This is a genomic window from Sphingobium sp. TB-6 (assembly GCF_012927365.1).
In the GTDB taxonomy this organism is placed as follows: domain Bacteria; phylum Pseudomonadota; class Alphaproteobacteria; order Sphingomonadales; family Sphingomonadaceae; genus Sphingobium.
On record NZ_JABBGL010000001.1, the window covers coordinates 406824 to 429959 of the forward strand.

A 23136-nucleotide genomic window follows, 5' to 3' on the forward strand; every position below is an offset into this window, starting at 1 on the left:
CGATTGGAGCCGCCGTTGCGTGGGGGCGTCAGCCTTGCATCGCGCCGAAACAGGTCCGCAATTCTTCGACGAAAAGCGCCGGCTGCTCGAAGGCCGCGAAATGGCCGCCGGCATCCAGTTCGTTCCAGTGAATCAGACGCGGGTAGCTGCGTTCCGCCCAGCGACGCGATGGACGGAAGATTTCCTGCGCAAAGATGCTCACGCCCACCGGAAGGTCCAGTTTTCGGGCCTGAAACGCACTGGCGCTTTCCCAATAAAGCCGCGCCGATGAGGCGCCGCTGTTGGTGAACCAGTAGAGGCTGATCACGTCCAGCATTTCGTCCTGCGTCAGGGCATCCTCCGGCACACCCTGATTGTCGGTCCACGCCTGGAACTTCTCGTAGATCCAGGCGGCCTGCGCGACGGGTGAATCGGCAAGGCCATAGCCGATCGTCTGCGGGCGGGTGCCCTGCAATTTGGCGTAGCCGGAATCATGATCCTGATAATATTGCATCCGCTCGACCGTTTTGGCCTCGGCGGGGGTCAGATCGGCAAAGTCGCTTTCCACCGGAAAGACGAGCGGCATGTTGAGATGGACGCCGATGCATCCCGGCGGCGCCGCCATGGCGATGGCGGTCGTGACCGCCGCGCCCCAGTCGCCGCCCTGCGCGACGAAGCGGTCATAGCCCAGCCGGCGCATGAGCTGAATCCAGCCATCCGCGATTGTCTCGACGCCCCAGCCGGTGGCCATTGGTTTATCCGAAAAGCCGTAGCCGGGCAGGGAGGGTATGACGACATGGAAGGCCGGGGCATCCGGCGCGCCATGGGCGGCGGGATCGGTCAGTGGTCCGATCACCTTCAGAAACTCCAGCACCGATCCCGGCCAGCCATGGGTCAGGATCAGCGGCAGCGCATCCGGCCGGGGGCTGCGCACATGGATGAAATGGATCGAAAGACCGTCTATCGGGGTGGTGAACTGGGGCAGGGCATTGAGCGTCCTTTCGCACCGCCGCCAGTCATAGCCCTCCGCCCAATAGGCGCACAGATCGCGCAGCGCCGCGAGTGGCACCCCCTGGCTCCAGTCGCTGACCGTCTGCGTCTCGGGCCAGCGGGTGCGGCGTAATCTTTGGCGCAGATCGTCCAGAGCCTCCTGTGGAACATTGGCGCGGAAGGCGGTGATGGCGGCGGTCATCCGATCACCCCCCTCGTCAAAACTGGATGCCGAGCGCCGCGACGGTGCCCAGATCCTCGCCCGCCACGAAGATGCGCTCGACGATATGCGTGCCCTTCTGGCCCCATTCGTCCATGTTCGCGATCCACGCCTGCATCGCATAGGGCGGCCAGCGGCGATAATATTCCCACAGCGTGTCGTCGTCCGGCACGCCGAGCGCCCCCGTTTCGACCAGGCAGCGGCGATAGTGGCGCAGCAATTCCCGGTCATGGGCGCGCCGTTCCTCGATCGTGAGGGCGCCCAGCACGAAATAGGTGAAGTCGCGGATCGGCCGTCCCTTGCGGACGAGCTGCCAGTCGAGCCAAACGCGCTCGCCATCGGGGCGGACATAGCTGTTGCCCTGATGGCTGTCGCCATGGACGAGGCACCATGGCCCCTGTTCCTTGGTCCGCGCGAAATCGATCAGGGCGTTGTAGACGTGATGCAGGCGGGAGAGATCGCCCTTGATCCAGCCCGGCAGGAAGGCCTGATAGTCAGGCTTGGCATGGTTCTGCTCGGCAAAGCCGTACATCATGGTCAGTTGCTGCGTGTCCACCGGCGTCGCCATGGAGACGGGCAGCCAGTCAGCCGCGTGAAGGACGGGGCTGTCCCAGAAGGCGCCATGAATGCGGGCGAGGCTGGCGACCGCGTGCGCCGCTTCCTCCACGCCCATATGGTCGGTGCTGATGCCGAAATGGCCGCCCTCAATGGACAGATCCTCCATCACGACCAGTCCCTGACCGCTGTCGGGGCGCGGGTCCCATGCCTCGAAATAGGATCGCGGGGCGGGGAAGGCGACGTGGCGGCGAAAATCCTCATAGAAACGGGCTTCGAGGCGGCAGATGCCCTGACTGTCGAACTGCGCCCAATTGGCCTTGAGGCAGACATTTTCGGGAATGCCCGCCGCCTTGCCGACATCGTTGAGGGTCAGTCTCACCTGATATTTGGTGGTGTGGCTGTTGCGGAGGAACACCTCCTCCATCCCCTCGACCACGATGCCGGGATAGCGCGGCTGCATGATCTGCGTCAGCCATTGCGCTGTCACATCGTCCAGATGGGCGGGAATGCCGACCGGATTGGGCATGCTCGACATGCGGGAAGTTCCTTATCTGATTTTCTTGAGTTCGCGCAGCGCCCGGTTGGCTGCGATCCGCCCGGCAATGCCCGATACGCCGCCGCCCGGATGCGCGCCCGCGCCACCGATCAGGAAGCCGGGGAAAGGCGGCTTGGGGCCGCCAAAGCCGGTGGCAGGGCGATGGACGCCCGAGCGCAGCGCGCCGAAGTCGATATGGGTCACGCAGCCATTGGTGACGTTGAGGCGCGTTTCGCGTTCCCGCGCGGTCTCGACGAAGCGGCCGACCTCCGTGTCCAGACCGTCGTAAAATTCACCCAGATGGCTGATGACAGAGGCCATGGTCCTGTCCTTGAGCGTGGGCGACCAGCCTTCCCGCGCATCCACGGCCACGCCCGGCAGGTAGACATAGGCGAGCGAGCCGCCGGGAGGCGCCTGCGTCGGATCGGAATTGGACAGCGGGCTGAGCGACATGGCATGCCGGTCGGGAATGTCGCCGCGCCGCGCCATGGCGAAGGATTGGCGCACTTCCTCCGGTGTGCCGATCAGGCCGACCGCCTTGTTGAGATCGGCGTCATCATGGCGCAGGTCCTGATGCTTCTTGAGGCTGAGCGGACCCGACATGGCGATGTTGGCGAGGAAGGGCGCGGCGTTCGACCGGTTCGCCGGGGCATGTTCGATCCGCTGTGTCAGCGCACGCGGCACGCCGCCGGGCGTCGTGAGGCGCATGGCCGTGCGGGGATCGCAGGTCGCGATCACCATTTTGGCGCGGATGACCCGACCGTCCTCCAGCCGCACGCCCTTTGCCGCGCCGTCATCGACGATGATCTCGGCGACGGGCGCATTGAGTTCGATCGTCGCGCCCGAAGCCTCGATGCTGCGCGCGAGCGCGTCGGAGAAGGATTGCAGGCTCCCGATCGGCTTGCCGGTGCCATATTTATGGGTGACGGCGAAGATCATATAGGCGGCGGCATTGCCGTCATCGTCGACGGGGCCAGCCCCTGCCGCGATGCCGAGCAGCAGGGCGATCGTTGCCGGATGCTCGAACCGCTCGCACGCGATCTGGTCGGCCGTCGCCTTCGACATGGCGATCAGCTCGTCCTTCAACCGGACATTGCGGACCGCGCTGCCGATCATCTTGGAGAGATTTCTGACGTCCGGCCGCCCCGGCTCGGCCATCATGAGCGGAAAGCCAATGTCCATCATGACGTTCAGTGTCTTCATGAACTCCAGATAGGCCTTGCCGTCATTGCGGTTGATGCGCGTAATATCCTCGGCCGTGCGATGATAGTCGTAGAAAAGCGCGATGGAGCTGCCGTCGGGATGGAGATAGGCGTAGGTCGGATCGGGATCGACAGTGCGCAGGCCGTATTTGTGCAGGTCGAAGTCCTCAATGATGCCGGATTTGCGCGCGAACAGCAGTTCGACGGCGCAGGGCGTCACCATATGCTCCGGAGCTTCGGGAATCATATAGCCCGAACTGGTCATGCCGCCGACCTTGGCCAGGCGCTCGACCACGACGACCTTCTTGCCTGCCTTCGCCAGATATCCGGCGGCGGCCATGCCATTATGCCCTGCGCCGATGACGACGACGTCGACCTGATCCGTCATTTCCTGTTCCCCTTCTTCGTGCCCGGTCAGCCCTTCGCGGCGGCGGTATAGGCCTTGCCCCATTCGGCCAGCGCAACGAGGCGGGTCTTGCGATCGGCCTGGATCTGCGGGATTTTCCCCTCATCCGGACCATCGGGCACGATCACCAGCGGTTCCTTGCCGAGGCTGGCGAGGGCAAGAGCGCAGACCTCGGCGGGATCATAGGCAATGGAATAATCCATCCCCAGCCCCTCGGTGGCGCGGCGCAGGGTCGGCGTGTCCATGATCGGCGCGGCCATGCCGACGATGTCGACATTCTGCCCGTCCAGTTCCGCCCAGAGCGATTCGACGAAATTGAGTTCGAAAGCCTTGGTTGCGGAATACATGACAAGCCAGGGCTGCCCGCCAAGGCCCGCGCCGGATGACATGACGACGAGGCCGCCCTTGCCGCGCTTCAGGAAGCGATTGCCAAAACCATGGACCGCCTCCAGCACATTGGCGGCGTTCATCGTCAGCAGCCGCAACGAGCGATCGACCGGTGCGCCCAGGAAGCTGTTGCCCGCGCCGTCGGCGCCGGCATTGGAAATATAGAGGCCGATGTCGAGATCGGCGGTCGCCTCGACCAGTCGGCTGCCCATGCCCTGTTCGGTGAGGTCGGCGGTGATGGCCCGATATTCGATGCCATGTTCGGCCGCCAGCCGTTGGCCCAGCGCATCGAGCGCCTCCTGCCGGCGTGAGACGAGTACCAGATGGATGCCCATGGCGGCGAGCTGTTCCGCATAGCAGGCGCCGGTCCCTTCGGAAGCGCCGGCGATGACGGCCCAGGGACCGTATTTTTCGGCGAAAGCGGCGCGGTCGAAGGGCGGAAGGTCGATTTTACGCATCGCGTGCAAGTCCTCTCTTGGTGCCGGCCTTATCGGCGCTGTCGGCGATTGCGCGGACCCTAGAAGAGGAGCGCCCCGCGACAGCCTATCGGGAGGCAGGGCCGCATCAAATCGGAATGAAACGGCCCATGGGGAGGCACATGGCAAAAGAATGTCGGAGGGGTGCTTGTCGTATAATGACAAAAACGTCATTAAATGAAAATGCTAATGAGAGGAGGTGATTCGGATGCGATCTGAAGCAGTGGAAAAGCGCATGGCGGACAAGCGGCCTGTGGCCTTCGTCGCTGATCCCGTGGGCATCGCCGCATCGCTGCGGTCCTTGCTGGAGGACCATGCCGCCGCCTGCGAACGCGAGCGGCGGATCGTTCCGCCGGTGATGGCGGCGTTGCGCGCGTCCGGCCTGTTCCATATCACGGCGCCCCAGCGCGCGGGCGGCCCCGGACACAGGCTGACCACCCATATCGAGACCGTGGTCGAACTGGCCAAAGGCTGCGTCGGCACCGCCTGGGCCTATGGTCTTTTGTCGGGGATCACCGGGACCGCGCTCGCACTGCCGCCGACCATGACTGGGCGGCTGTTCCGAACCGGCGAGGAACTGTTTTGCAGCGCCTCCGCGCCTTCTGGCAAAGCGGTCGCGGTGCCGGGCGGCTATCGCGTTTCGGGGCGGTGGGGCTATGGATCGGGATGCCTGCATGCCGACTGGGCGCTGAACGGCGTCATGATCGATACGGATCGGGGCGCCGAACAGGCTCTGGCGTTTCTGGACCTGCGCGATGCGGCCTGTTCGATCGAGGACAACTGGCATGTCGCGGGCATGGCCGGCTCCGGCAGCAACATGATTGTCGCGCAGGATTTGTTCGTGCCGGAGGAACTGATCCTCTGGTCGTCGCGCAGGCCGCCCGCCGAGGCGATCCTGGCGATGGAGGGGCTGGAGCCGCGCGACCGCTGGCCAATGGAGCCGCTATTTCCCCTCGGCGTGCTCGCGCCGATGCTGGGCGCGGCGACGGCGCTGCTCGAAGGTGTGGTGCAGGCGATGCCCAAGCGGCAGGTGGTGGGCTGGACCTATGCCGGGCAGAGCGGTTCGGAGGCGTTGGTCGGCATGACCGGCCGCGCGGCGATGGAGATCGATTCGGCCTGGCTGCATGTGCGCCGGGCCGCCGGGATGCTGGACGAAACCGCGCAACGCCGCGTGCTCACGGGCTTTGACAAGGCGCAGCTCCAGGCCGATTGCGGCTATGCGATGGAATTGCTGCGCGCGGCGGGCAACCGGCTGATGGATGTCGCCGGGCCGGGCGCCTTCGCCCTTTCCAGCCCCTTGCAGCGGATGTGGCGCGACCTGAGCGTCGGCACCCGCCACAATGCACTGAACGGTCAGCTTTCGCTGGAGCTTTACGGCCGGGCGATCACGGGCCTTCCGTCCAATATCGCCCTGCTGCCCGACATCACGCCGGCCCCGGTCTGGGCGGAACCGAAATGACAGGAGGACATATCATGGCACAACCGACCGCGCAGGAGATGGCGACATTCCTGAAGACGCAGGCCGACCTGTTCAGCGAGGGCCGTATTGACGATTTCATTGCGGCGTTCCGCGCGATCGCGCCGGGCGGCTTCAAGGTGCAGGACCCGGCCACCGGCCCGGTGCAGGAAGGCTGGGACAAGCTGGAGGCGCTGTGCGGGCAATATGTCGGATGGAAGCTGATCGTCGAGGATGTGAAGGTGAGCGGCAACGAAGCGGTCATCTATGTCCGCAATGAAGGCGACTATAACGGGCATCCTGTCAGCGTGCACAGCATCGAACATTATATATTCGGCGAGGATGGCAGCCTGCTTGCGCGCTATTTCCACCCGATGCAATAGGGAGGCGATGACCAACGCCGTGCCTGCTTCCCCCACTGTCGATCCGCGCACGGCGGCGGCGGCAATCAGGCGTGCACGGATGCGTGAGCGGTTGCTGGACGCCGTGCTCGACCTGTATCAGCCGGGGCAGGGCAGCGGCAGTCTGGTGATCGACGACGTGATCCGCGCCGCGGACGTGTCGCGCGGCAGTTTCTACAAATATTTCGACTCCCTTGACGCTGCGGTGAATGAACTGGGCGAGCGGATGACGGCGGACCTGATCGCCGATTTCCGCAGGCTGTTCGACGATGTGACGGACCCGCTGGTCCGGGCGGTCGGCGGCGCGGCCATGGCGATGGCGCGGGGATGGCATGATCCGCGCTGGGGCGGTTTTACCTGCCGCGTCGACTATGTCGATTATTTCGCGCGGGCGAGCATGTTCGACCTGCTGGTGCGCGACGCGCTGGATGCCGCGCGGAATGGCGGGCAGATGACGTTCCGGTCGCTCGACGTGGCGGTGGATCTGATCGTCGGCATGACGATCGAGGCGCGGCGGCGCCTGATGCTCCGATCGGTCGAGCCACGCGCCTATATTGACGAGATGATTGAACGCACCTTCGCCGGGCTTCGGGCGGACCCTGCCGCCATCGAAGCGGCAAGCGTGCGGGCATGGGATGTGATGATACAGGCCGCGCCCGGCCTTGGCTGGTGGCGAAGTGGGGAGGGGCTGGGCTGACCGACGGACCCCGAATGCAATCGGAGAGGAATTGGCTCCAGGAGTGGCCGATGCCCTAGAGCCGGGTCCAGCAAGGCGTCCCGGCCTTGTCCAGCGGACCGCAACTGGCCACGCGCGTCGCGCCGTTGGAAGCGATCAGGATCAGCCAGTCGCCGCTATCCTCGCACCGCAGCGCCCAGGCGGCATTGGGACCGATATCGCCCCTGAACAGAGCCTTGGACGTGCGCGTGCATGTCTGTCCCGCATCATGCATGAGCTTGGCGAAGGCCGCGCTCCGGCCGGTCGCACTCTGGGTTTCGATGGCGTTGCTGTAGATGTTGCGGCTGCTGCCCTGCCGCGTCATTTCGGCATAGCCGATCCGGACGAGCAATATGACCGCGATCATTGCTGTGGGCAGCAGCGTCCACAGCATCGCGCGACGAATGTTACCGCCGGCATGGCCGCATGCGCGGCACCACCCTCCATAACCTTCCTGCGGCGTTTTGCATCTGGGACATTTCATCATGCCGCTCTACAGGCGCCCGGCCCAACGACACCCTATCCTTGGAGAGGAACGGACCGCTCTGCGCTGCTCCATTCTATAGAATATGGAATCGCAGGACATATATTCCGAACCCTATTGGGGTTTGACCCCGGATTGGCGCGATTCGGCCGAGCCGTTACAGTCCCCGGCGACGCGGCGTCAGGCCGTGGCGGCCGTGCTGCGGTCAAGGATCGTGTCCGGCGCCATTCCGCCCGGCGCTCTGCTGCGGGAAACGGCGCTGGCGCAGGATCTGAATGTGAGCGCGACACCCATTCGGGAGGCGCTGGGCACGCTGGCCTCGGAGGGGCTGGTCGAGGTCGAAACGCACCGGCTGAAGCGGGCGACACCGATCGACCCTGACGTGACCCGGGACCTGATCCGCGTGCAGGCCGAACTGTGGCGGCTGGGTTATGGCTGGGGCATGCCCCGTATCGGCGCGGCGGAGATCGTAGCACTGGAGCGGGCGATCGCGCGCTATCGGGCGGCAGTGGAGAGCGGCGAATATATGGCCGCGGTCATGGCCAGCCTCGATTTCCATACCATTTTCATCAAGGCCTCGGAGAGCCGCGAACTGTTGCGCTCGACGCTGGACCGGCGCGGGCTGATCGCCCGCTTCATTTTCCTGCACGGCATTGCAACTCTGAGCGAAAGCGGTCTGCGCCACCATGAGGCAATATTGCAGGCGTTCCTGGAGGGTGATCGGGACGGCGTGCTGGCCTGCCTCGACCGGATGGCGGCGCGTCTGATCGCCCTATGTGATAGCGAAGCCGTGCCGGGCGACGATCAAGATCAACACCAAAAGGACTGACAATGGATTTCGAACTGCCCGAAGAATATCGTTCCTTCCGCGACATGGTGCGCCGCTGGGTGGACAAGGAAGTGCCCAAGGACTGGGCGCGCGCACTGGAGAAGGACGAGCATCACTATCCCTTCGCCCTTTGGGACAAGTTCACCGAAGCGGGTTTCCACGGCGTCGGCATATCGGAAGACTATGGCGGGCAGGGCGGCGACGTCGTCATGCAGATGCTACTGGCGCGGGAACTGGCCCGGTCGCTGGGCGGGCTGGCGTGGATATGGGGCATCACCAGCTTCGCCGGGTCCAAATCCATCGGGCTTTATGGGTCGGCCGAACAGAAAGCGAAATATCTGCCACTGATCGCGACAGGCCAGTTGAAGGCCGCAATCGCCTTTACCGAGCCGGGCGGCGGCACGGACCTGCTGGGCGCGATGGCCACCACCGCGGATCGGGTCGATGGCGGGTGGAAGCTCAATGGCGAGAAGATCTGGTCTTCCTCCGCGCATGTCGCCGACTATCTGCTGGTGATTGCGCGCAGCGACAGGACCGTCGAGAAGAAGCATCAGGGCCTGACCCTCTTCTGGGTGCCGACAAATACGCAGGGCGTGAAGATCACGCCGCTGGCCAAGCTTGGCATGCGATCGATGGGCAGCTGCTCCGTTCATTTCGAGGATGCGTTCGTCGCGGACGAGCATGTTCTGGGTGAAGCGGACAAGGCCTGGTACATGCTGCTGCCCACGCTCAACAATGAGCGCATCATGGTAGGCGCCTTCTGCCTGGGCGTCATCGACGGCGTGCTGGAAGACGCGCTCGACTATATGAAGCAGCGCAAGGCCTTTGGCGGGATCATCGGCCGGTTCCAGAGCTTGCAACATTATATCGCCGACATCGCGACCATGCAGAAGACGACCGAACTGATGCTGCATTACTGCGCCGACAAGCAGAGCCGGGGCGAGAATGTCGGCGTCGAGGCCAATATGCTCAAGCTCATGGCGTCCGAAAACGCCAATGCCGCAGCCGATATGGGCATCCAGATATTGGGCGGCATGGGCTATTCGGCGGAAACCGACATGCAGCGCTACTGGCGCGACAGCCGCCTGTGGCGCATTGGCCCCATCACCAACGAAATGGTGCGCAATGGCATTGCGGAGAGCCTCGGCCTGCCGCGATCCTTCTGAAAGACAGGTGCCTGGCGGGTGGACGGTGTCCCAATGTCCACCCGAAATTCCCGGCAAAAAATATAAGGAGAGTAAGTGCGATGATGTTTCCGGAGCAGCCGATTCCCGATCATGTGCCGCCCGAGCTGGTGAGCAAGGATTTTCCCTTCATCTTCGGCATGACGACGGCAAAGGACCCGTTCGACGATCTGGCGATGCAGGTGCATGAGGGGCCTGACATCATCTATGCCGCCCACGCCTATCCCGGCGGAACCGGCGCCTGGGTGCCGCGGCGCATGGCGCATCTGCGCGAAATTTATCTCGACACCGATCATTTTTCCTCGACCGACTTTTCGCCTTTCTCCAAGCTGGTGGGGGGCAACTGGATCAATTCCCCAGCGGAGCTCGATCCGCCCGCCCATGGCCCCTTTCGCCAGATGGTCAATCCTGCCTTCACGCCCAAGGCGATGGCGGCGCTGGAAGACAAGATCCGGCACTATGCGGTGGAATATATCGACGCCTTCGCCCTACGCGGCCAGTGCGAATTCATGAGCGAATTCGCCTTTGAATTTCCGATCAAGGTGTTCATGGAACTGATGGGCCTGCCGCACGACCGGGTGAGCGAGTTCATGGAGTGGGAAATGAACCTGCTCCACAATCACGACCTGTCCAAGATTGCCGAGGCGACGCGCAGCGTGCTTGCCTATCTGGGTGGGGAGATAGAGGACAGGCGAGCCAACCCACGCAATGACCTCATCACCTTCGGTGTGCAGGGGCGGATCGATGGCCGGGCGCTGACCGACGATGAACTGCTGGGCTTCATGTTCAATCTGTTCATTGGCGGGCTGGATACGGTTTCGACCAATATGGGCCTGCAATTCCGGCATCTGGGCAGCCATGCGGAGGATCAGGCCTATCTGCGCTCCAATCCGTCGGAAATCCCGCACGCCATAGACGAGCTGATGCGGGCCTATGGTGCGGTCACCACCTTCAGAACATGCAAGAAGGAGACGGAAGTGGCGGGCATCCGCTTCATGCCCGGCGACAAGGTGGCGATGTCCACCACGCTCGCCGGCCGCGATCCGGCCGAGTTCGACGCGCCTGCCGAGGTCCGGCTCGACCGGCGGCCGCGTCATGTCGGTTTCGGTTTCGGCATCCATACCTGTGTGGGCATGCATCTGGCGCGGCGCGAGCTGCGGATCGCGATGGAGGAATTTCTCTCGCGCATTCCCGACTTCCGCATCGCACCCGGCCATCAGGTGGAATGCCATCTGGGGATGATCCAGCCGGTCGCACTGCCGCTGGTGTGGACGCCCGCAAGCTGAAAAATGGGAGGGCGTTCGCCTTGTGGCGGACGCCTCACCCCGCATCATAGGTCGAGGCAGGCCTCTTCGAAATCAAGCCGGGGGTTGCGGGAATAGAGTCCTGCCGGATCGCCATAGCCGATATTGCACAGGAAATTGCTTTTCCACCGGCCGTCCGGGAAAAATTCCGCGTCGGTGCCCGCCTGATCGAAGCCCGACATCGGGCCGCAATCGAGCCCGAGCGCCCGTGCCGCCATGATGAGATAAGCGCCCTGAAGCGTCGAGGAACGCGCCACCGTGTCCGCGATCAGCGCGTCCTTGCCCTCGAACGTGCTGCGCATGTCACGCGACGGGAAAAGCTTGCCGTAAAATTCGTAAAATCGGGTGTCGCCCGCGATAATCACGGTGCAGGGCGCCTGCATCACCTTGTCGACATTGCCCGCGCTCAGATGGGGTTTCAGGCGAGCCTTGGCGGCGGCGGAGCGCAGGAAGACGAAGCGGCCGGGGTTGCTGTTCGCGGTCGTCGGTCCCCATTTGGCAAGGTCGTAAAGGGTTCGGACAGTCTCAGCGGTGACGGGCCGGTCGCTCCATTGATTATGGGTGCGGGCGTCGCGGAACAGCAGGTCCAGCATGGCATCTTCGGTCAAGACGGGCGTGTCGGGCATGATCGCTCTCTTATTTTGCGTTGGATTGGGCGATGCCCCGGTCATTCCAGCCCGCAGCGTCCTGCGCAAGGATTGCGTCGGCCTCTTCACCCAGCTTCGCCATGTCGGCATTTTCCCAGATGCGATGGCCGCCTGTGGCATAGGCGCGCCCATTGTCCCGATAGAGCAGCGCGTCGACGATGTTCGCGCGCAGCTTGTCGATGCGGCGCACCACGCGGCCGGGCGTACCCATGACGAGCGAATGCGGCGGGATCACGCTGTCGGGCGGCAGGAAGCTGTGTCCGGCAATGATCGAGCCGCGCCCTATGACGCACCGTTCCATGATGGTCGCGCCTATGCCGATCAGGCAGGCGGGTTCGATGATGCAGCCATGGACCACTGCGCCATGACCGATAGTGCAATAGTCGCCGATGATCGTGGGATCATCCCATCCGATATGGACCATCGCATGGTCCTGCACGCTGGCGCAGCGCCCGATCGATACATGCGCTCGTTCGGAACGGACGACGGCATAGGGCCAGAGGCTGCAATCGTCGCCCAGCCGCACATCGCCGAAGATGCGGACGGTGGGGTCGATATAAGCGGGGCTTCCCATGCGATCAGCGGGTGATGACGATCTTGCCATGGGGACTGCCGGCCTGCGCCGCCCACGCGTCGGCCGCATCCGCAAAGGCATAGCGGCATGTGTCGACGGTCAGGCCCTGGGTCATTGCCATGTCGATCAGCCGGTCATAGGCGGCGCGGCGCTCGCTGGCCGGCCGTTGCCCGGTGCCGACGCCGATATGGCTGCGGAAGACGAGATCGCGCAGGGACAGCGTGACCGTTGGCCCGGCCTGCACGCCGATGCTCATCATGCGCGCGCCGGGCCGGGTGGCGCGCATCGCCGCTTCGGCGGGCGGACCGTAGATGATGTCGAGCACGACATCATAGCCGCCTTGCGAAACCGCCTTCAGCGCTGCGTCATCATCGCCTTCGCCCAATAGGGCGATCGCATCGGCATGACCGGCGGCCTGCATGGCCTCCAGCCGTTCGCGGCTGCGCGCCGCCGCCACGACGCGGCCCGCGCCCAGCAGCCGCGCGACCTGCGCGCCGATCTGCCCGACCGGGCCGGTCGCGCCGAGAATGAGGACGGACTCGCCTCTGGCTATCCGCGCCTCTTCCAGCGGGATCAGTGAGCCGGTGCCGGAGATGGCGAGGGCGATCAACTGGTCGTCCGAAAGGCCGTCGGGGGCAGGCCAGATTTCCTCTTCGGCCACGAGCGTGCGTTCCGCGATGGCACCGAAGGGCGCTCTGCTATGGCCGAAATAGACGCGCCTGCCGTCATCCAGGCGCCCGACACCCTCGCCGCCCGGCACATAGGGCGCGCTGACGGGGCCGAAAAAGCCCTTCGCGCGCATGAGGTCGGTGGGGCCGATTCCGGCCGCCGCAACCTCTATGACGCGACAGCCGGGCTGGGCGGCTGGCTCGGGATGATCGGCCAGCGCGAAGCCGCCATCGCTGTCGATCAGGGCGGTCCGCATGGCGTTCCCCTATGGTCGTGATGGATGCGGCCGGGCCGCGGAGGAAGGAGGGTTGCCCATTCTTTCGACCGGGCAACCCTCCTTTCGATGGCTTATCGACCTCAATAGGCGCCCGGCGGCGAGATCGGATCGGCGCCGGTCAGGTTGCGGCCATAGATTTCATAGCCGATGGTCGGGATATTCTGGATATGCCGCAGCGCCATCGAAATGTCGCGCCAGTAGCGGTTGATCGGCTTGTCCAGCGCAAAGCCAGAGGACCCGGCCTGGAACATCAGCGATTCGCTGGCGCCATGAACCAGTTCGATCATCTGCGCGCCGCCTGCACGCTGCCTCGCCTTCTCCGCAAGGGTGAATTCCTCGCCCAGACCGACGCGGTCCAGCTTGGCGGTCAGGTCGAACAGGATCAGCTTGGCGGTATCGATCATCGCTGCCGCTTCGCCCAGATCGCGCATATAGGCGCCCGAACTGGTGCGCGGGCCGATGATGGTCGTCAGCACCGGCTTCTTGGGGGCCTCGGCGGTGACGATTTCCAGCATGGCCTCAACCGCGCCGATCAGCTGGGCGATGCCGGTGGTGCGGACGACGGGCACGGCGGGCAGCAGATCGGAGGGGGCGCCGAAATGGCGCTTCGTCCGGTCGATCTGTCCGGCGCGCTCATCCATGAGCACCATCTGGGCGTCGGGAATGAAAACATCCTTGGCGACCGCCGTGTCGGACCCGGTGCCCTGCATGCCGGAAACGAACCATGTGTCTTCGATGGTCATGCTGTCCATCGGCAGATAGCACATGCTGATGCCGGGAACGACGGGACCGTCATATCCTTCCAGCACCACGCCCTGCTGCGCCCAGTTCGACTGCCGCGAACCGGACATATAGGGCCATTTGCCGTTGATGATCCAGCCGCCGTCGACCTTGCGCGCCTTGCCGGGAGGGTTGTAGGCGCCGCAGACCGACTGCGGACTGCCGCCGAACACCGCGTCCTGCACGCCATCGGGCGCGAGGCTGGTGATCCAGCTCGTTCCGTTGACGATCTGGATCACCCAGCTGATAGCGGGATCGCCCTTGGCGATTTCCATCTGCACCCGGCAGAAATCCGTGGGGGAGAGGCCCATGCCGCCCAGCCGCTGCGGCAGGAGCATACGCAGGAATCCTTCTTCCTTCAGCATCTTGTCCACGGCGGGGGTAGGATTGCGCCGCTTCTCGCCCTCGGGCGCCTCGCTTTGCAGGAAGGCGCGAAAGCCGCGCGCTTTTTCCACCATCGCGTCAGCGACAGCCTTTTCGGCAAAGCCGCACTGGATTTCATTATCCACCTTGGGGGCAGTAGCCATCAGTTCATCCTTTCTTATGTTCGCTATGGTGCCCGGCGATCTGCAATGCCCATTCGCACAACCGATCGGGCGCGCTGTTCCAGATCGCCAGCCACTCCGGAGTGGCGGGAATGATGAGAGTGCTCAGTTGCAGGCGGACCATCGTGTCGCAGAACGCGTCCCGGTTGATCCGGCTGTCGATGAGCATGTCGAAATAGTCGAGTACCGGATCCAGCGCACGCTGGACCGCGGCCTTATGGCGACCGAAATGGCTGCGCAGGAAATTGAGATGGAAGGCCGGTTCGACCTCGAAAATGCCTTCGGGCGAGCGTTCGATCGTGAAGCGGCCGTAAAAACGCATCACCGCGCGGAAGCGCTCGATCGGCTCAACAATGCTTTCGCCCGATTCCACAATGCCCTTTTCGAAGCTGCTGCAGATATATTCGCTGAAGGCCGCCAGCACTTCCTCCTTGGAGGCGAAATAGCGGTAGAGCGTGCCGCGCGAGACGCCGCTGCTCTCGCTGATGTCGCTCATCGACAGGCGGCGCGCGCCAATAGAGTTGATCGCGCGCAACGTGCCGTCCATGATCTTCTGGACGCTGCCCGATTGATCGGTGGCGACGATTTCGTTCCAGTCGGCGTGCGGCATCAGTTTCATGTCTGGGCTTCCATCTCTGCCAGATTGTGCGGAACGCTCACATAGCCCGGCAGATGCTGACCGCCATCCACATTGATCAACTCGCCATTCACAAAGCGCGACATTTCCGACGCGAGGAACAGGACGACCGGGCCGATATCCTTTTCCGGGTCGCCCGCGCGCTTGAGCGGGTTGCTGGCGGTCGCCATCTCAAGAAAGCCGGGGACGTTTTCGGCTAGGTCCGCAAACACCTGCCCCATGCCGGTCGGCGCGATGGCGTTGGTGCGGATGTTGAACCGGCCCCATTCGACCGCCGCGGTCCGGGTAAGCCCCAGAATCGCGCCCTTGTTCATATTATAGTCGGCGTGAAGCCATGCGCCGGTCTGGGCGTCGATCGAATAGAAATTGATGATCGAGCCGCCGCCGCGCGCCTTCATATGCGGGAAGGCGGCGCGCATGGCCCACCAGCTCCCCCAGGTGCCGATCTCCAGTGTCCGCTGAAGCATCTCGTCCGTTTTCTGCTCCAGCAGCACATTGGGCGAAAGCTGCGACGCATTGTTGACCAATATGTCCAGCCCGCCAAATTCGCTGACGGCGCGATCGATCATCGCCTCCACTTCGGTCTTGACGCCCATGTCGGCCGACATGCCGACGGCGCGGACGCCGAAGCTTTGCGTGATTTCCGCCGCGACGGTTTCAGCGGCGGCCCCGTCCCGGCCGGTGATCAGCAGATGCGCGCCTGCCTCTGCAAGGCAGCGGGAAATGCCGTAGCCCAGCCCCTTGGCGCCGCCGGTGACGATTGCGACCTTGTCCTTCACCAATCCCGTCACGCTACCGCTCCTGTCATCTGCTCGCTCAGGGCACGGTCCATGTCCATGCGTTCCTGGCAATAGTCTTTTGTGAAAACATAGCCGCGGATCGCCCCGTCCGCGTCGTGATAATGATATTTGATGCCGCGCTCGTCATTGGCGATTTCCTGCCACTGTCCTTCCACGCCCATGGGCGCGGGCAGCAGGACGACGGGATAGGCGGTGGTCTTGACCTGTACGGACAGCGGCGGGAAGCGGATATCCGTCGGCGTGCCGAGCGCGCTGGGCGCGATGGCGCGGGCGGCGGCCATGATCGGGGTCACATAGGCCGCCAGTCCCTGCGGATATTCGGCGCAATCGCCGATCGCATAGATGGCGGGATCGCTGGTGCAGCCCGTCTGATCGACCTTGATGCCGCGCGCGACCTCCAGCCCCGCCTCCTGTGCGAGCTGGATATGCGGACGCAGCCCGACGGCGGAAAGAACCGCCGCCGCCTCGATCACCAAGCCGTCGTCCAGTTCGGCCCTGATTCCGCTTTCGCCCTTATGGATGGCCAGAACCTTGCGGCCTAGATGCCATTCCACGCCCTTTTCGGACAGCGCGTCGCGGATCATCTGACCGACGCCCGGCGGCACGAGCTGGGCCAGGGGATGGCCGAGCATGTCGACGACCACCGGCTGATAGCCGCTTGCGGAAAGGTCGTTGGCAAATTCGGTGCCGACAAGGCCCCCGCCCATGACGAGCACGCGGGCGCCATCTGGCAAGGCCTCCCGAAAGTCGCGATAATTGTCGAGATTGTTGACCGCGAGCGCGCGGTGCGCGGCGTCCCCGTCGATCGGCGGCCGGACCGGATCGGCGCCCATCGCCAGCACCAGCCGGTCGTAGAAGATCGGCCCGCCGGTGGTCAGAACGGCCTTGTCCTGCCGGTCGATCGCTTCGACGATACGGCCGGCCCGCAGATCGAGCTTCAGCTGCGCGACCATCTTTTCCGCCGGCGTGGTGATCAGCGTATCGGCAACCTTGCCCTTGGCGAGCGCGGTCGACAAAGCGGGCTTGGAATAGAAATGCCCGTCATCCTGCGTGACCAGCGTCAGCCGGGCGTCCGGCGCAAGCTTGCGAAGCTCACGCAGGACGCCATAGCCGGCAAGGCCGCTGCCGACGACCACGATATGCGGGGTTTCCGTCACCGAAGCCGCTCCGGTCAGAGGAAGATGGCGAAGTTGGACATGCCGAGCGTCGACTGGTCGACGATGATTTCCCGGCTCGCCAGCTTGTACGCGCCGTCGACCAGCCGCCAGATGTCGCGGCGTTCGGCGCTGATCGTCTCATTCTCCGGATTGTCCATGCGGCTGCGCTCGACATAGAGGTAGCTCACAACCTCATATTCGCCGGCCGTTTCGCTTTCGGCGATGCGGACATTGGTGACGAAGCGGCGCGTGCGCGACGGCGGATCTTCGGCCCAGGCGCTCTTCGCCAGACGGCCGGTCCGCATCAGGATCGAGCCGTAATTCTCGTCGAAATGCTTCATCGTGCGCACCACGTCCCGGTCCTTGTTCGGACCGTTGCGGGTGAGGCGGAGGGGAGCGGTGTAGCTCAAATCCTGTTCCAGATAAGCCACCCAGTCGTCGAACCGGCGTTCGTCGAGCGCGGCGGCTTCGTCATAGAGGGTTTCGAGCAGGCGGTTATAGACTTCCGACCCGAGCGGCACTCGCTTGGTGGAGACAAGACCGCGCAGGACGCTGGTCTTGTCGATGGCGGCGGTCGCGTAGTTCACCATGATATCTGTCCTCTCTCGTCGCCGCGGCTCAGGCTTCGGCCATCAGATTATAATAGGCCATCCACCAGGCCCATTGCGTGTCGTCCTTGGTGAAGCCGGGATAGAGATCGCCGCCGCCGACCCAGCCTTCGGGACGCTCATGGCCGTGCAGCGCCTGATATTTGAGCGTGATGGTCTTGCTCATATGGCCACGCGAATTGCGCATGATCTGCGGCCAGGTGTCGGCGTCGTCCTGCTCGATCGTACCCGACGTGCCGGTCGACCAGATGGCGTTCTGGAGCATGTCGCGCTTCACATCTTCCGGCGCGTCCTTTTCCGCGAAGATGAAGTTCACGAACTCCACCTTGTCCGGCCCCTTGGGGACATAGGTGTGCAGCGACAGGGCGCCCGAAGCGCCGCCATCCGTGCGGGGCGCGAAGATGAAGGCGATCAGTATGTTGGGGAACATGCCGCCGACCTGGGGCGGGATGTTCGCCAGCTGCTTGACCTGATCTTCCGACAGATTCTCGAACAGCTGAGGGATCAATTCCTTGGTGATGCCGGGCGGCGGCAGCAGATGCAGCCGTTCTTCCGTGGTTTTTCCCTCGAAGCTGACGTCTGCGAACATCTTGAAGGTCTGCGCCGCTTCCAGGCAACGCAGCGTGTGGCCCTGCGGCACAGAAAGGTCGACGCCATACATGCCCGGCGCGGTGTCGTAGATCGACTCCGCGGTGCCGCCCATGATCCCGCCTTCCATCAGCGAACGGTGCAGCGTCAGGGTGTGGAAGCCGTCCGAGCCGGATTGTTCGCCGGGGATCTTCCAGTTGCACGGCAGCACGAAGCGCTGGGGGGGGCCAAGCATCTCAAGGCCATTGTCGGTGCGGCAGAAAAGCTGATCGAGGTAGAATTTGGCGTCGCCCAGATAATCCTCGAACGACAGATCTTTGTTCCAGGTGGCGAAGATCAGGCCGCCATAGAGATGGACGCGGGCCTTTTTGAGGCCCAGCTCGTCCTTCGAACGCTTGTTGCCGTGCATCTGCTCCTTTTCGATCGGCGCGCCGATGAAGCTGCCGTCCGCGCGGAAGGCCCAGCCATGATAGATGCAGCGATGGGCGTGGGCATTACCCGCTTCCGCCGTGCAGACCTTCATGCCGCGATGGGGGCAGACGTTCAGCATGACGTGGATTTCGCCGCTGCGGTCGCGCGAGACGATCACATTATCTTCCGCCATGTCGCGCATGACATAGTCGCCCGCCTTGGGAATTTCCGACTCATGGCCAAGGAGCAGCCAGGTGCGCGCGAAGATGCGCTCCATCTCCAGCTCATAGAGTTCCTTGTCGTTCATCACCCGCAACGACACTTCGTTCATGTCGCGGTCGATGAGGTCGTCAAGCGTCGTTCCGTCGCTCAGCGTCAGCCCGGCATTGTGCAGCATCTTGCTCTCCTGGAGGATTTCCTTGATTGAGTCGTGTTATACATATTGAACTAAATCTGTTCAAGGTGTAATGTCGCTTAAAGAGGAAGGAGAGGCTGGATGAGCCAGAAACTGAAAGTTGTGATCGATAAGGCGGCCTGTTGTGGCTATGGCGTTTGCGCCGAGATATGCCCCCAAATTTACAAGCTCGATGCCAATGGTATCGTGTATGTGGACGACGAGATCGTCCCCGAAGGACTGGAGGAACTGGCCCGGGAAGGGGCCGAAGCCTGTCCGCAGTCCGCCCTTGCCATCGAAGAAGTCTGAAGTCGGCGTGACCATGCGCGGGTCCGGGGGGGCGGATATCCTGTCGCTCGATAGGTTTTTGGCGCTCGTTCCCTGCGGCACGGTCGTTTGACAGGCAGATGAGAGGATCGCGTTGATGGGGCAGGCCGAGATTTTATATACACCGTTCACGATCGGCTCGCTCCACCTGCGCAATCGGTTCGTGATGGCGCCGATGACGCGGAATTTCTCGCCGGGCGGCATCCCCTCGGAAGGGGTGGCCGGCTATTATCGGCGGCGGGCCGAAGCCGATGTGGGGCTGATCATCACCGAAGGGGTGGGGGTCGACCATCCCGCCGCAGTGGGACGCGAAACCATGGGCGGCGGCGCTTCGCCCGTCCTGCATGGCGAGGAAGCGCTGGCGCGCTGGCGCGACATCGTGGCCGGCGTGCATGACGCTGGCGGCCTCATCATCCCCCAGCTATGGCATCAGGGCGTCATTCGCGTGCCGGGCACGGGCTATCATCCCGATGCGCCATCAGCCCGTCCGTCCGGCATCTGGGGCCCGACCGACAAAGCGATCGTGCCGCCCGATTATCTGGAACAGGTGCGGGCACCCACCGCGCCGCTGACCGACAGCGAAATCGGCGACCTGATCGCCGCCTTCGCCCGCAGCGCGGCCAATGCGAAGGCGGTGGGTTTCGACGGCGTGGCCCTGCATGGGGCGCATGGCTATCTGATCGACAGTTTCCTGTGGCGTCATACCAATATGCGGGAAGATCGCTGGGGCGGCGGGATTGCCGAGCGCGCGCGCTTCGCGGTCGAGCTGGTGCGGGCGATCCGGGCCGCGACCGCGCCCGATTTTCCGGTCATTTTCCGCTTCTCCCAGTGGAAGCTTCAGGATTATGAGGCACGCAATGCAGAAACGCCCGGCGAGCTGGAAGCGATGCTGGCTCCCCTGGTCGAGGCGGGGGTCGACATATTCGACGCGAGCACGCGCATCTTCACGGCACCGGCCTTCGAAGGCTCCGACATGGGGCTGGCGGGTTGGGTCAGGAAACTGACCGGTAAACCGACCATCGCGGTCGGCGGGGTGGGCCTTAGCAAGGATTTGCAATCCTCCTTCGCGCAGCCGACCGTCATGACCGACAATCTGGCGCTGGTGGCCGACAGGATGGTGCGCGGCGAATTCGACCTGATCGCGGTCGGCCGCGCGCTGCTGATGGATGCCCAATGGGTGGCCAAGATGCGCAATGGCGGCGACGTCAATCCGTTCCGGCTGGACGCCTACGCCACGCTGGACTGATCGCCGGACACTCCGGCTCCGGCCGGGGCGTCAATGGCTGTCCGCTGCGGCATAGACCTGGATGCGGGCGATGTTGGTGCGTTCGGACTGCTGCGCGATGACCGCGACGGCGTCGGCGATGTCGCTGGGCAGCATCGGCGGGATGAAGCTGTCCCAGGACGGTTGCCCCCTGGCCTTCATATCCTCGAAAATCTCGGTGCTGGTCGTGCCGGGCGCGACAATGCCGACCTTGACGCCCGACCCGGCGAGTTCGACCCGCAGGCAGTCGGTAAACGCCTCCAGCGCGCGCTTGAGGCCGCCATAGACACCCACACCGGGGGCGGTGATGTTCGCGCCGATGCTGGATATGTTGATGATCTGGCCCCTGCCGGCCGCCTTCATCGTCCGCGCGAAAAGGGTGCTGGCGCGCACCACCGCTTCATAGTTGATCGCGATCATCGGGCGCAACTGATCGAGGTCGAACGCGTCGATCGGCGCGGCGTGCAACATGGCGGCATTGTTGACCAATATGTCGGCCCGATCGAAGCGGTCGAGGACGAAATCGTGCAGCCTTTGCGGCGCGTCCGGGTCCGCCATGTCGGCGGCAAAGGCCGTGCTGCCGCGGCCCAGTTCCTCTGCCAGTTCGGTGAGGCGGTCGGCGCGGCGGGCGACCAGCACCAGGGTCGCGCCCGCTGCCGCAAGCGTGCGGGCGCTGGCCGCGCCGATGCCCGACGATGCGCCGGTGACGATGGCAATCTGCCCTTCCAGATGATCCATGACGTGACTTCCTCTTTTCAGATCAGATAAGACGGATCAGCCTCTTGCCGTCATTTTCGCCGCGATAGAGACCAGCGAGCGCGTCGGGGCAGGATTCTATGCCGTCCAATATATCCTCGCGCCATGTGAGCCGGCCCTGCGCGATCCATGTCCGCAATTGCGCTGTCGCTTCGGCATAGCGATCGGCATGGTCGAAGATGACGAAGCCTTCCATACGGGCGCGTTTGACCAGAAGATGGCGTTCGACGCGCGGCCCGGTGGGCCATGGCTCCCAGCGGTCGATCGATGCCGTTCCGCACACAATGACGCGCCCGCGCTGTGCCAGATGCGGCAGAACCGAGTCGCTGATCGCCCCGGCGACATTGTCGAAATAAATGTCGATACCCTTGGGCGCATGCTCGGCGATCGCCGCGCTTATGTTCCCGGCGCGATAATCGATGGCGCAGTCATAGCCATACTCATCCACGCAGCGTCGCGCCTTGACCGGCCCGCCCGCGATGCCGATCGTGCGGCAGCCAAGGATGCGGGCGATCTGGCCGACGGCCGAACCGACCGCGCCGGCCGCCGTGGATACCGCGATGGTCTCACCCGCGCGCGGCTGGCCGATCAGGGTAAGGGCCAGATAGGCCGTCATGCCGTTGATGCCCAGAATGCCGAGCGATGCCCGCATCTCCGGCGCGGTGGTGCGCTGGACGACCTGATCGGCTGCGAGGCAGGCATAGTCCTGCCAGCCGAACCAGCCGGACACATGCTCTCCCACCGCATAGTCGGGATGCGCGGAGGCCACGACCTCGCCCACGGCAAGGCTGCGCATGACCGAACCGATGGCGACGGGCGCGGCATAGTTGCCCGCATCGGCGATCCAGCCGCGCATCGCCGGTTCGATCGAAAGATAGTGATTGCGCACCAGAATCTGACCCGGCGCAGGCGGTTCGACCGGCGCCTGCCGGATCGCGAAATTTTCCGCCTGCGCGATTCCCGACGGGCGGGAGGTCAACAGGACCTGGCGGTTGAGATCAGCCATCCAGCCCCGCTTTGACCATGGTGAATTTCCGGCGGGAAATCTTCCATCCGTCCGAGGTGCGGACCAGGCAATCCTCATAATAGCCCGCCGCGCGATGGGTCACGCCGCCTTGGGTCGCCTCCGGCAGGAGCGCATCGACATAGCTGCGCGCGTGCACCTCATCGTTGCGCTTCTCTATCACGATATTGGTGATCCGGTGCAGCGTCGGCCCCATATGGCGGTGGGCGTCGGCCATATATTCGGCGATTTCGCGCGGGCCGCGCCAATGCCCGAAACTGCCGTAATCGGCCTCGCAATCCTGCGCGAAGCAGGTCCGGAACAGCGGCCAGTCACGCGTGTCGATGCCGGTGGCGTAGCGCAGCAACACATGTTCGATCGCACGTTCATCATCGGCGCCGACGGGCAAGCGTCTCACCAGACTGCCATGTGCGGGCATGTTCATCCTCCCCTAGTTTCGGCTGAAAACATAAAGAGGCGCCGGCTAAACTTGCCCGCCAAAGGATAGGATCGACTGTCATCTTCCGGCGATTTATAGCCTCGGCAGGCCCAGCCACCAACGGGCGGCCGCCT

General features: G+C 64.0%; 25 protein-coding genes. 8 read left to right on the forward strand and 17 right to left on the reverse strand.

Annotated elements, in window-relative coordinates:
- Positions 1-28 precede the first annotated feature (28 nt).
- Genes HHL26_RS01775 through HHL26_RS01790 form a run of 4 tightly spaced genes read right to left on the reverse strand, consistent with a single transcriptional unit; the run spans position 29 to position 4735 of the window.
- Complete coding sequence (locus tag HHL26_RS01775) at positions 29-1171, reverse strand: epoxide hydrolase family protein (protein WP_066563068.1); 1143 nt, start codon at positions 1169-1171, stop codon at positions 29-31.
- Between the two features lie 16 nt (positions 1172-1187).
- On the reverse strand, positions 1188-2282 hold the full coding sequence (locus tag HHL26_RS01780) for a phosphotransferase (RefSeq protein WP_066563067.1): 1095 nt from the start codon (positions 2280-2282) through the stop codon (positions 1188-1190).
- A gap of 12 nt (positions 2283-2294) precedes the next feature.
- A complete protein-coding gene (locus HHL26_RS01785) occupies positions 2295-3872 on the reverse strand; it encodes an NAD(P)/FAD-dependent oxidoreductase (protein ID WP_066563924.1) in 1578 nt (525 codons plus the stop codon).
- Positions 3873-3898: 26 nt separating this feature from the next.
- On the reverse strand, positions 3899-4735 hold the full coding sequence (locus HHL26_RS01790; RefSeq protein WP_066563066.1) for an SDR family NAD(P)-dependent oxidoreductase: 837 nt from the start codon (positions 4733-4735) through the stop codon (positions 3899-3901).
- A gap of 226 nt (positions 4736-4961) precedes the next feature.
- On the opposite strand from HHL26_RS01790, the gene HHL26_RS01795 reads away from it, so the two are divergent.
- Genes HHL26_RS01795 through HHL26_RS01805 form a run of 3 tightly spaced genes read left to right on the forward strand, consistent with a single transcriptional unit; the run spans position 4962 to position 7307 of the window.
- Positions 4962-6212 carry an acyl-CoA dehydrogenase family protein gene (locus tag HHL26_RS01795; RefSeq protein WP_206377302.1) on the forward strand — a complete coding sequence of 417 codons (1251 nt, stop codon included), beginning with the start codon at positions 4962-4964 and terminating at the stop codon, positions 6210-6212.
- Positions 6213-6226: 14 nt separating this feature from the next.
- Positions 6227-6592, forward strand: coding sequence for a hypothetical protein (locus HHL26_RS01800; protein WP_066563922.1), 366 nt, complete (start codon positions 6227-6229; stop codon positions 6590-6592).
- 7 nt (positions 6593-6599) lie between these two features.
- The gene (locus HHL26_RS01805) at positions 6600-7307 is read left to right on the forward strand and encodes a TetR/AcrR family transcriptional regulator (RefSeq protein ID WP_066563063.1); all 708 of its coding nucleotides are present in this window, start codon (positions 6600-6602) and stop codon (positions 7305-7307) included.
- A 55-nt stretch (positions 7308-7362) separates the two neighbouring features.
- On the opposite strand, the gene HHL26_RS01810 is transcribed toward HHL26_RS01805, so the two are convergent.
- Positions 7363-7719 (reverse strand): hypothetical protein, encoded by a 357-nt coding sequence (locus HHL26_RS01810; RefSeq protein WP_066563057.1) that lies wholly within the window; start codon positions 7717-7719, stop codon positions 7363-7365.
- A gap of 175 nt (positions 7720-7894) precedes the next feature.
- On the opposite strand from HHL26_RS01810, the gene HHL26_RS01815 reads away from it, so the two are divergent.
- The 3 genes from HHL26_RS01815 (at position 7895) to HHL26_RS01825 (ending at position 11108) form a co-directional block, all read left to right on the forward strand.
- On the forward strand, positions 7895-8638 hold the full coding sequence (locus HHL26_RS01815; RefSeq protein WP_066563056.1) for a GntR family transcriptional regulator: 744 nt from the start codon (positions 7895-7897) through the stop codon (positions 8636-8638).
- Between the two features lie 2 nt (positions 8639-8640).
- On the forward strand, positions 8641-9804 hold the full coding sequence (locus HHL26_RS01820; protein WP_066563055.1) for an acyl-CoA dehydrogenase family protein: 1164 nt from the start codon (positions 8641-8643) through the stop codon (positions 9802-9804).
- An 80-nt stretch (positions 9805-9884) separates the two neighbouring features.
- On the forward strand, positions 9885-11108 hold the full coding sequence (locus HHL26_RS01825; RefSeq protein ID WP_066563051.1) for a cytochrome P450: 1224 nt from the start codon (positions 9885-9887) through the stop codon (positions 11106-11108).
- A gap of 44 nt (positions 11109-11152) precedes the next feature.
- Here HHL26_RS01825 and HHL26_RS01830 read toward each other — a convergent pair whose 3' ends face one another.
- The 9 genes from HHL26_RS01830 to HHL26_RS01870 all read right to left on the reverse strand — a co-directional run bounded on the left by HHL26_RS01830 (position 11153) and on the right by HHL26_RS01870 (position 19216).
- Positions 11153-11752, reverse strand: coding sequence for a malonic semialdehyde reductase (locus HHL26_RS01830; RefSeq protein ID WP_066563049.1), 600 nt, complete (start codon positions 11750-11752; stop codon positions 11153-11155).
- A gap of 10 nt (positions 11753-11762) precedes the next feature.
- A complete protein-coding gene (locus HHL26_RS01835; RefSeq protein WP_066563047.1) occupies positions 11763-12347 on the reverse strand; it encodes a gamma carbonic anhydrase family protein in 585 nt (194 codons plus the stop codon).
- A 4-nt stretch (positions 12348-12351) separates the two neighbouring features.
- Positions 12352-13272 carry a zinc-binding dehydrogenase gene (locus tag HHL26_RS01840; RefSeq protein WP_066563045.1) on the reverse strand — a complete coding sequence of 307 codons (921 nt, stop codon included), beginning with the start codon at positions 13270-13272 and terminating at the stop codon, positions 12352-12354.
- Positions 13273-13373: 101 nt separating this feature from the next.
- Positions 13374-14600, reverse strand: coding sequence for an acyl-CoA dehydrogenase family protein (locus HHL26_RS01845; RefSeq protein WP_206377303.1), 1227 nt, complete (start codon positions 14598-14600; stop codon positions 13374-13376).
- A 4-nt stretch (positions 14601-14604) separates the two neighbouring features.
- Positions 14605-15237, reverse strand: coding sequence for a TetR/AcrR family transcriptional regulator (locus tag HHL26_RS01850; RefSeq protein WP_066563041.1), 633 nt, complete (start codon positions 15235-15237; stop codon positions 14605-14607).
- Positions 15234-16046 (reverse strand): SDR family oxidoreductase, encoded by an 813-nt coding sequence (locus HHL26_RS01855; protein WP_066563040.1) that lies wholly within the window; start codon positions 16044-16046, stop codon positions 15234-15236. The genes HHL26_RS01850 and HHL26_RS01855 overlap by 4 nt, the downstream gene beginning before the upstream one ends.
- Positions 16043-17212: an FAD-dependent oxidoreductase gene (locus HHL26_RS01860; protein WP_066563038.1), complete on the reverse strand. Its 1170-nt coding sequence runs from the start codon at positions 17210-17212 to the stop codon at positions 16043-16045. Before HHL26_RS01860 ends, HHL26_RS01855 begins: the two co-directional genes overlap by 4 nt.
- 14 nt (positions 17213-17226) lie before the next feature.
- Positions 17227-17802 carry a 3-phenylpropionate/cinnamic acid dioxygenase subunit beta gene (locus HHL26_RS01865; protein WP_066563033.1) on the reverse strand — a complete coding sequence of 192 codons (576 nt, stop codon included), beginning with the start codon at positions 17800-17802 and terminating at the stop codon, positions 17227-17229.
- A gap of 28 nt (positions 17803-17830) precedes the next feature.
- Positions 17831-19216: an aromatic ring-hydroxylating dioxygenase subunit alpha gene (locus HHL26_RS01870; protein ID WP_066563031.1), complete on the reverse strand. Its 1386-nt coding sequence runs from the start codon at positions 19214-19216 to the stop codon at positions 17831-17833.
- A gap of 99 nt (positions 19217-19315) precedes the next feature.
- On the opposite strand from HHL26_RS01870, the gene HHL26_RS01875 reads away from it, so the two are divergent.
- Both HHL26_RS01875 and HHL26_RS01880 read left to right on the forward strand, forming a co-directional pair.
- Complete coding sequence (locus HHL26_RS01875) at positions 19316-19522, forward strand: ferredoxin (protein ID WP_066563029.1); 207 nt, start codon at positions 19316-19318, stop codon at positions 19520-19522.
- Positions 19523-19637: 115 nt separating this feature from the next.
- A complete protein-coding gene (locus tag HHL26_RS01880) occupies positions 19638-20786 on the forward strand; it encodes an NADH:flavin oxidoreductase (RefSeq protein ID WP_082749139.1) in 1149 nt (382 codons plus the stop codon).
- Between the two features lie 30 nt (positions 20787-20816).
- Here HHL26_RS01880 and HHL26_RS01885 read toward each other — a convergent pair whose 3' ends face one another.
- The 3 genes from HHL26_RS01885 to HHL26_RS01895 are packed head-to-tail and all read right to left on the reverse strand — an operon-like array spanning position 20817 to position 23008.
- Positions 20817-21542 (reverse strand): SDR family oxidoreductase, encoded by a 726-nt coding sequence (locus HHL26_RS01885; RefSeq protein WP_066563026.1) that lies wholly within the window; start codon positions 21540-21542, stop codon positions 20817-20819.
- Positions 21543-21564: 22 nt separating this feature from the next.
- A complete protein-coding gene (locus HHL26_RS01890) occupies positions 21565-22566 on the reverse strand; it encodes an NADP-dependent oxidoreductase (protein WP_066563024.1) in 1002 nt (333 codons plus the stop codon).
- Positions 22559-23008: a nuclear transport factor 2 family protein gene (locus tag HHL26_RS01895; protein ID WP_226869704.1), complete on the reverse strand. Its 450-nt coding sequence runs from the start codon at positions 23006-23008 to the stop codon at positions 22559-22561. Before HHL26_RS01895 ends, HHL26_RS01890 begins: the two co-directional genes overlap by 8 nt.
- Positions 23009-23136 lie beyond the last annotated feature (128 nt).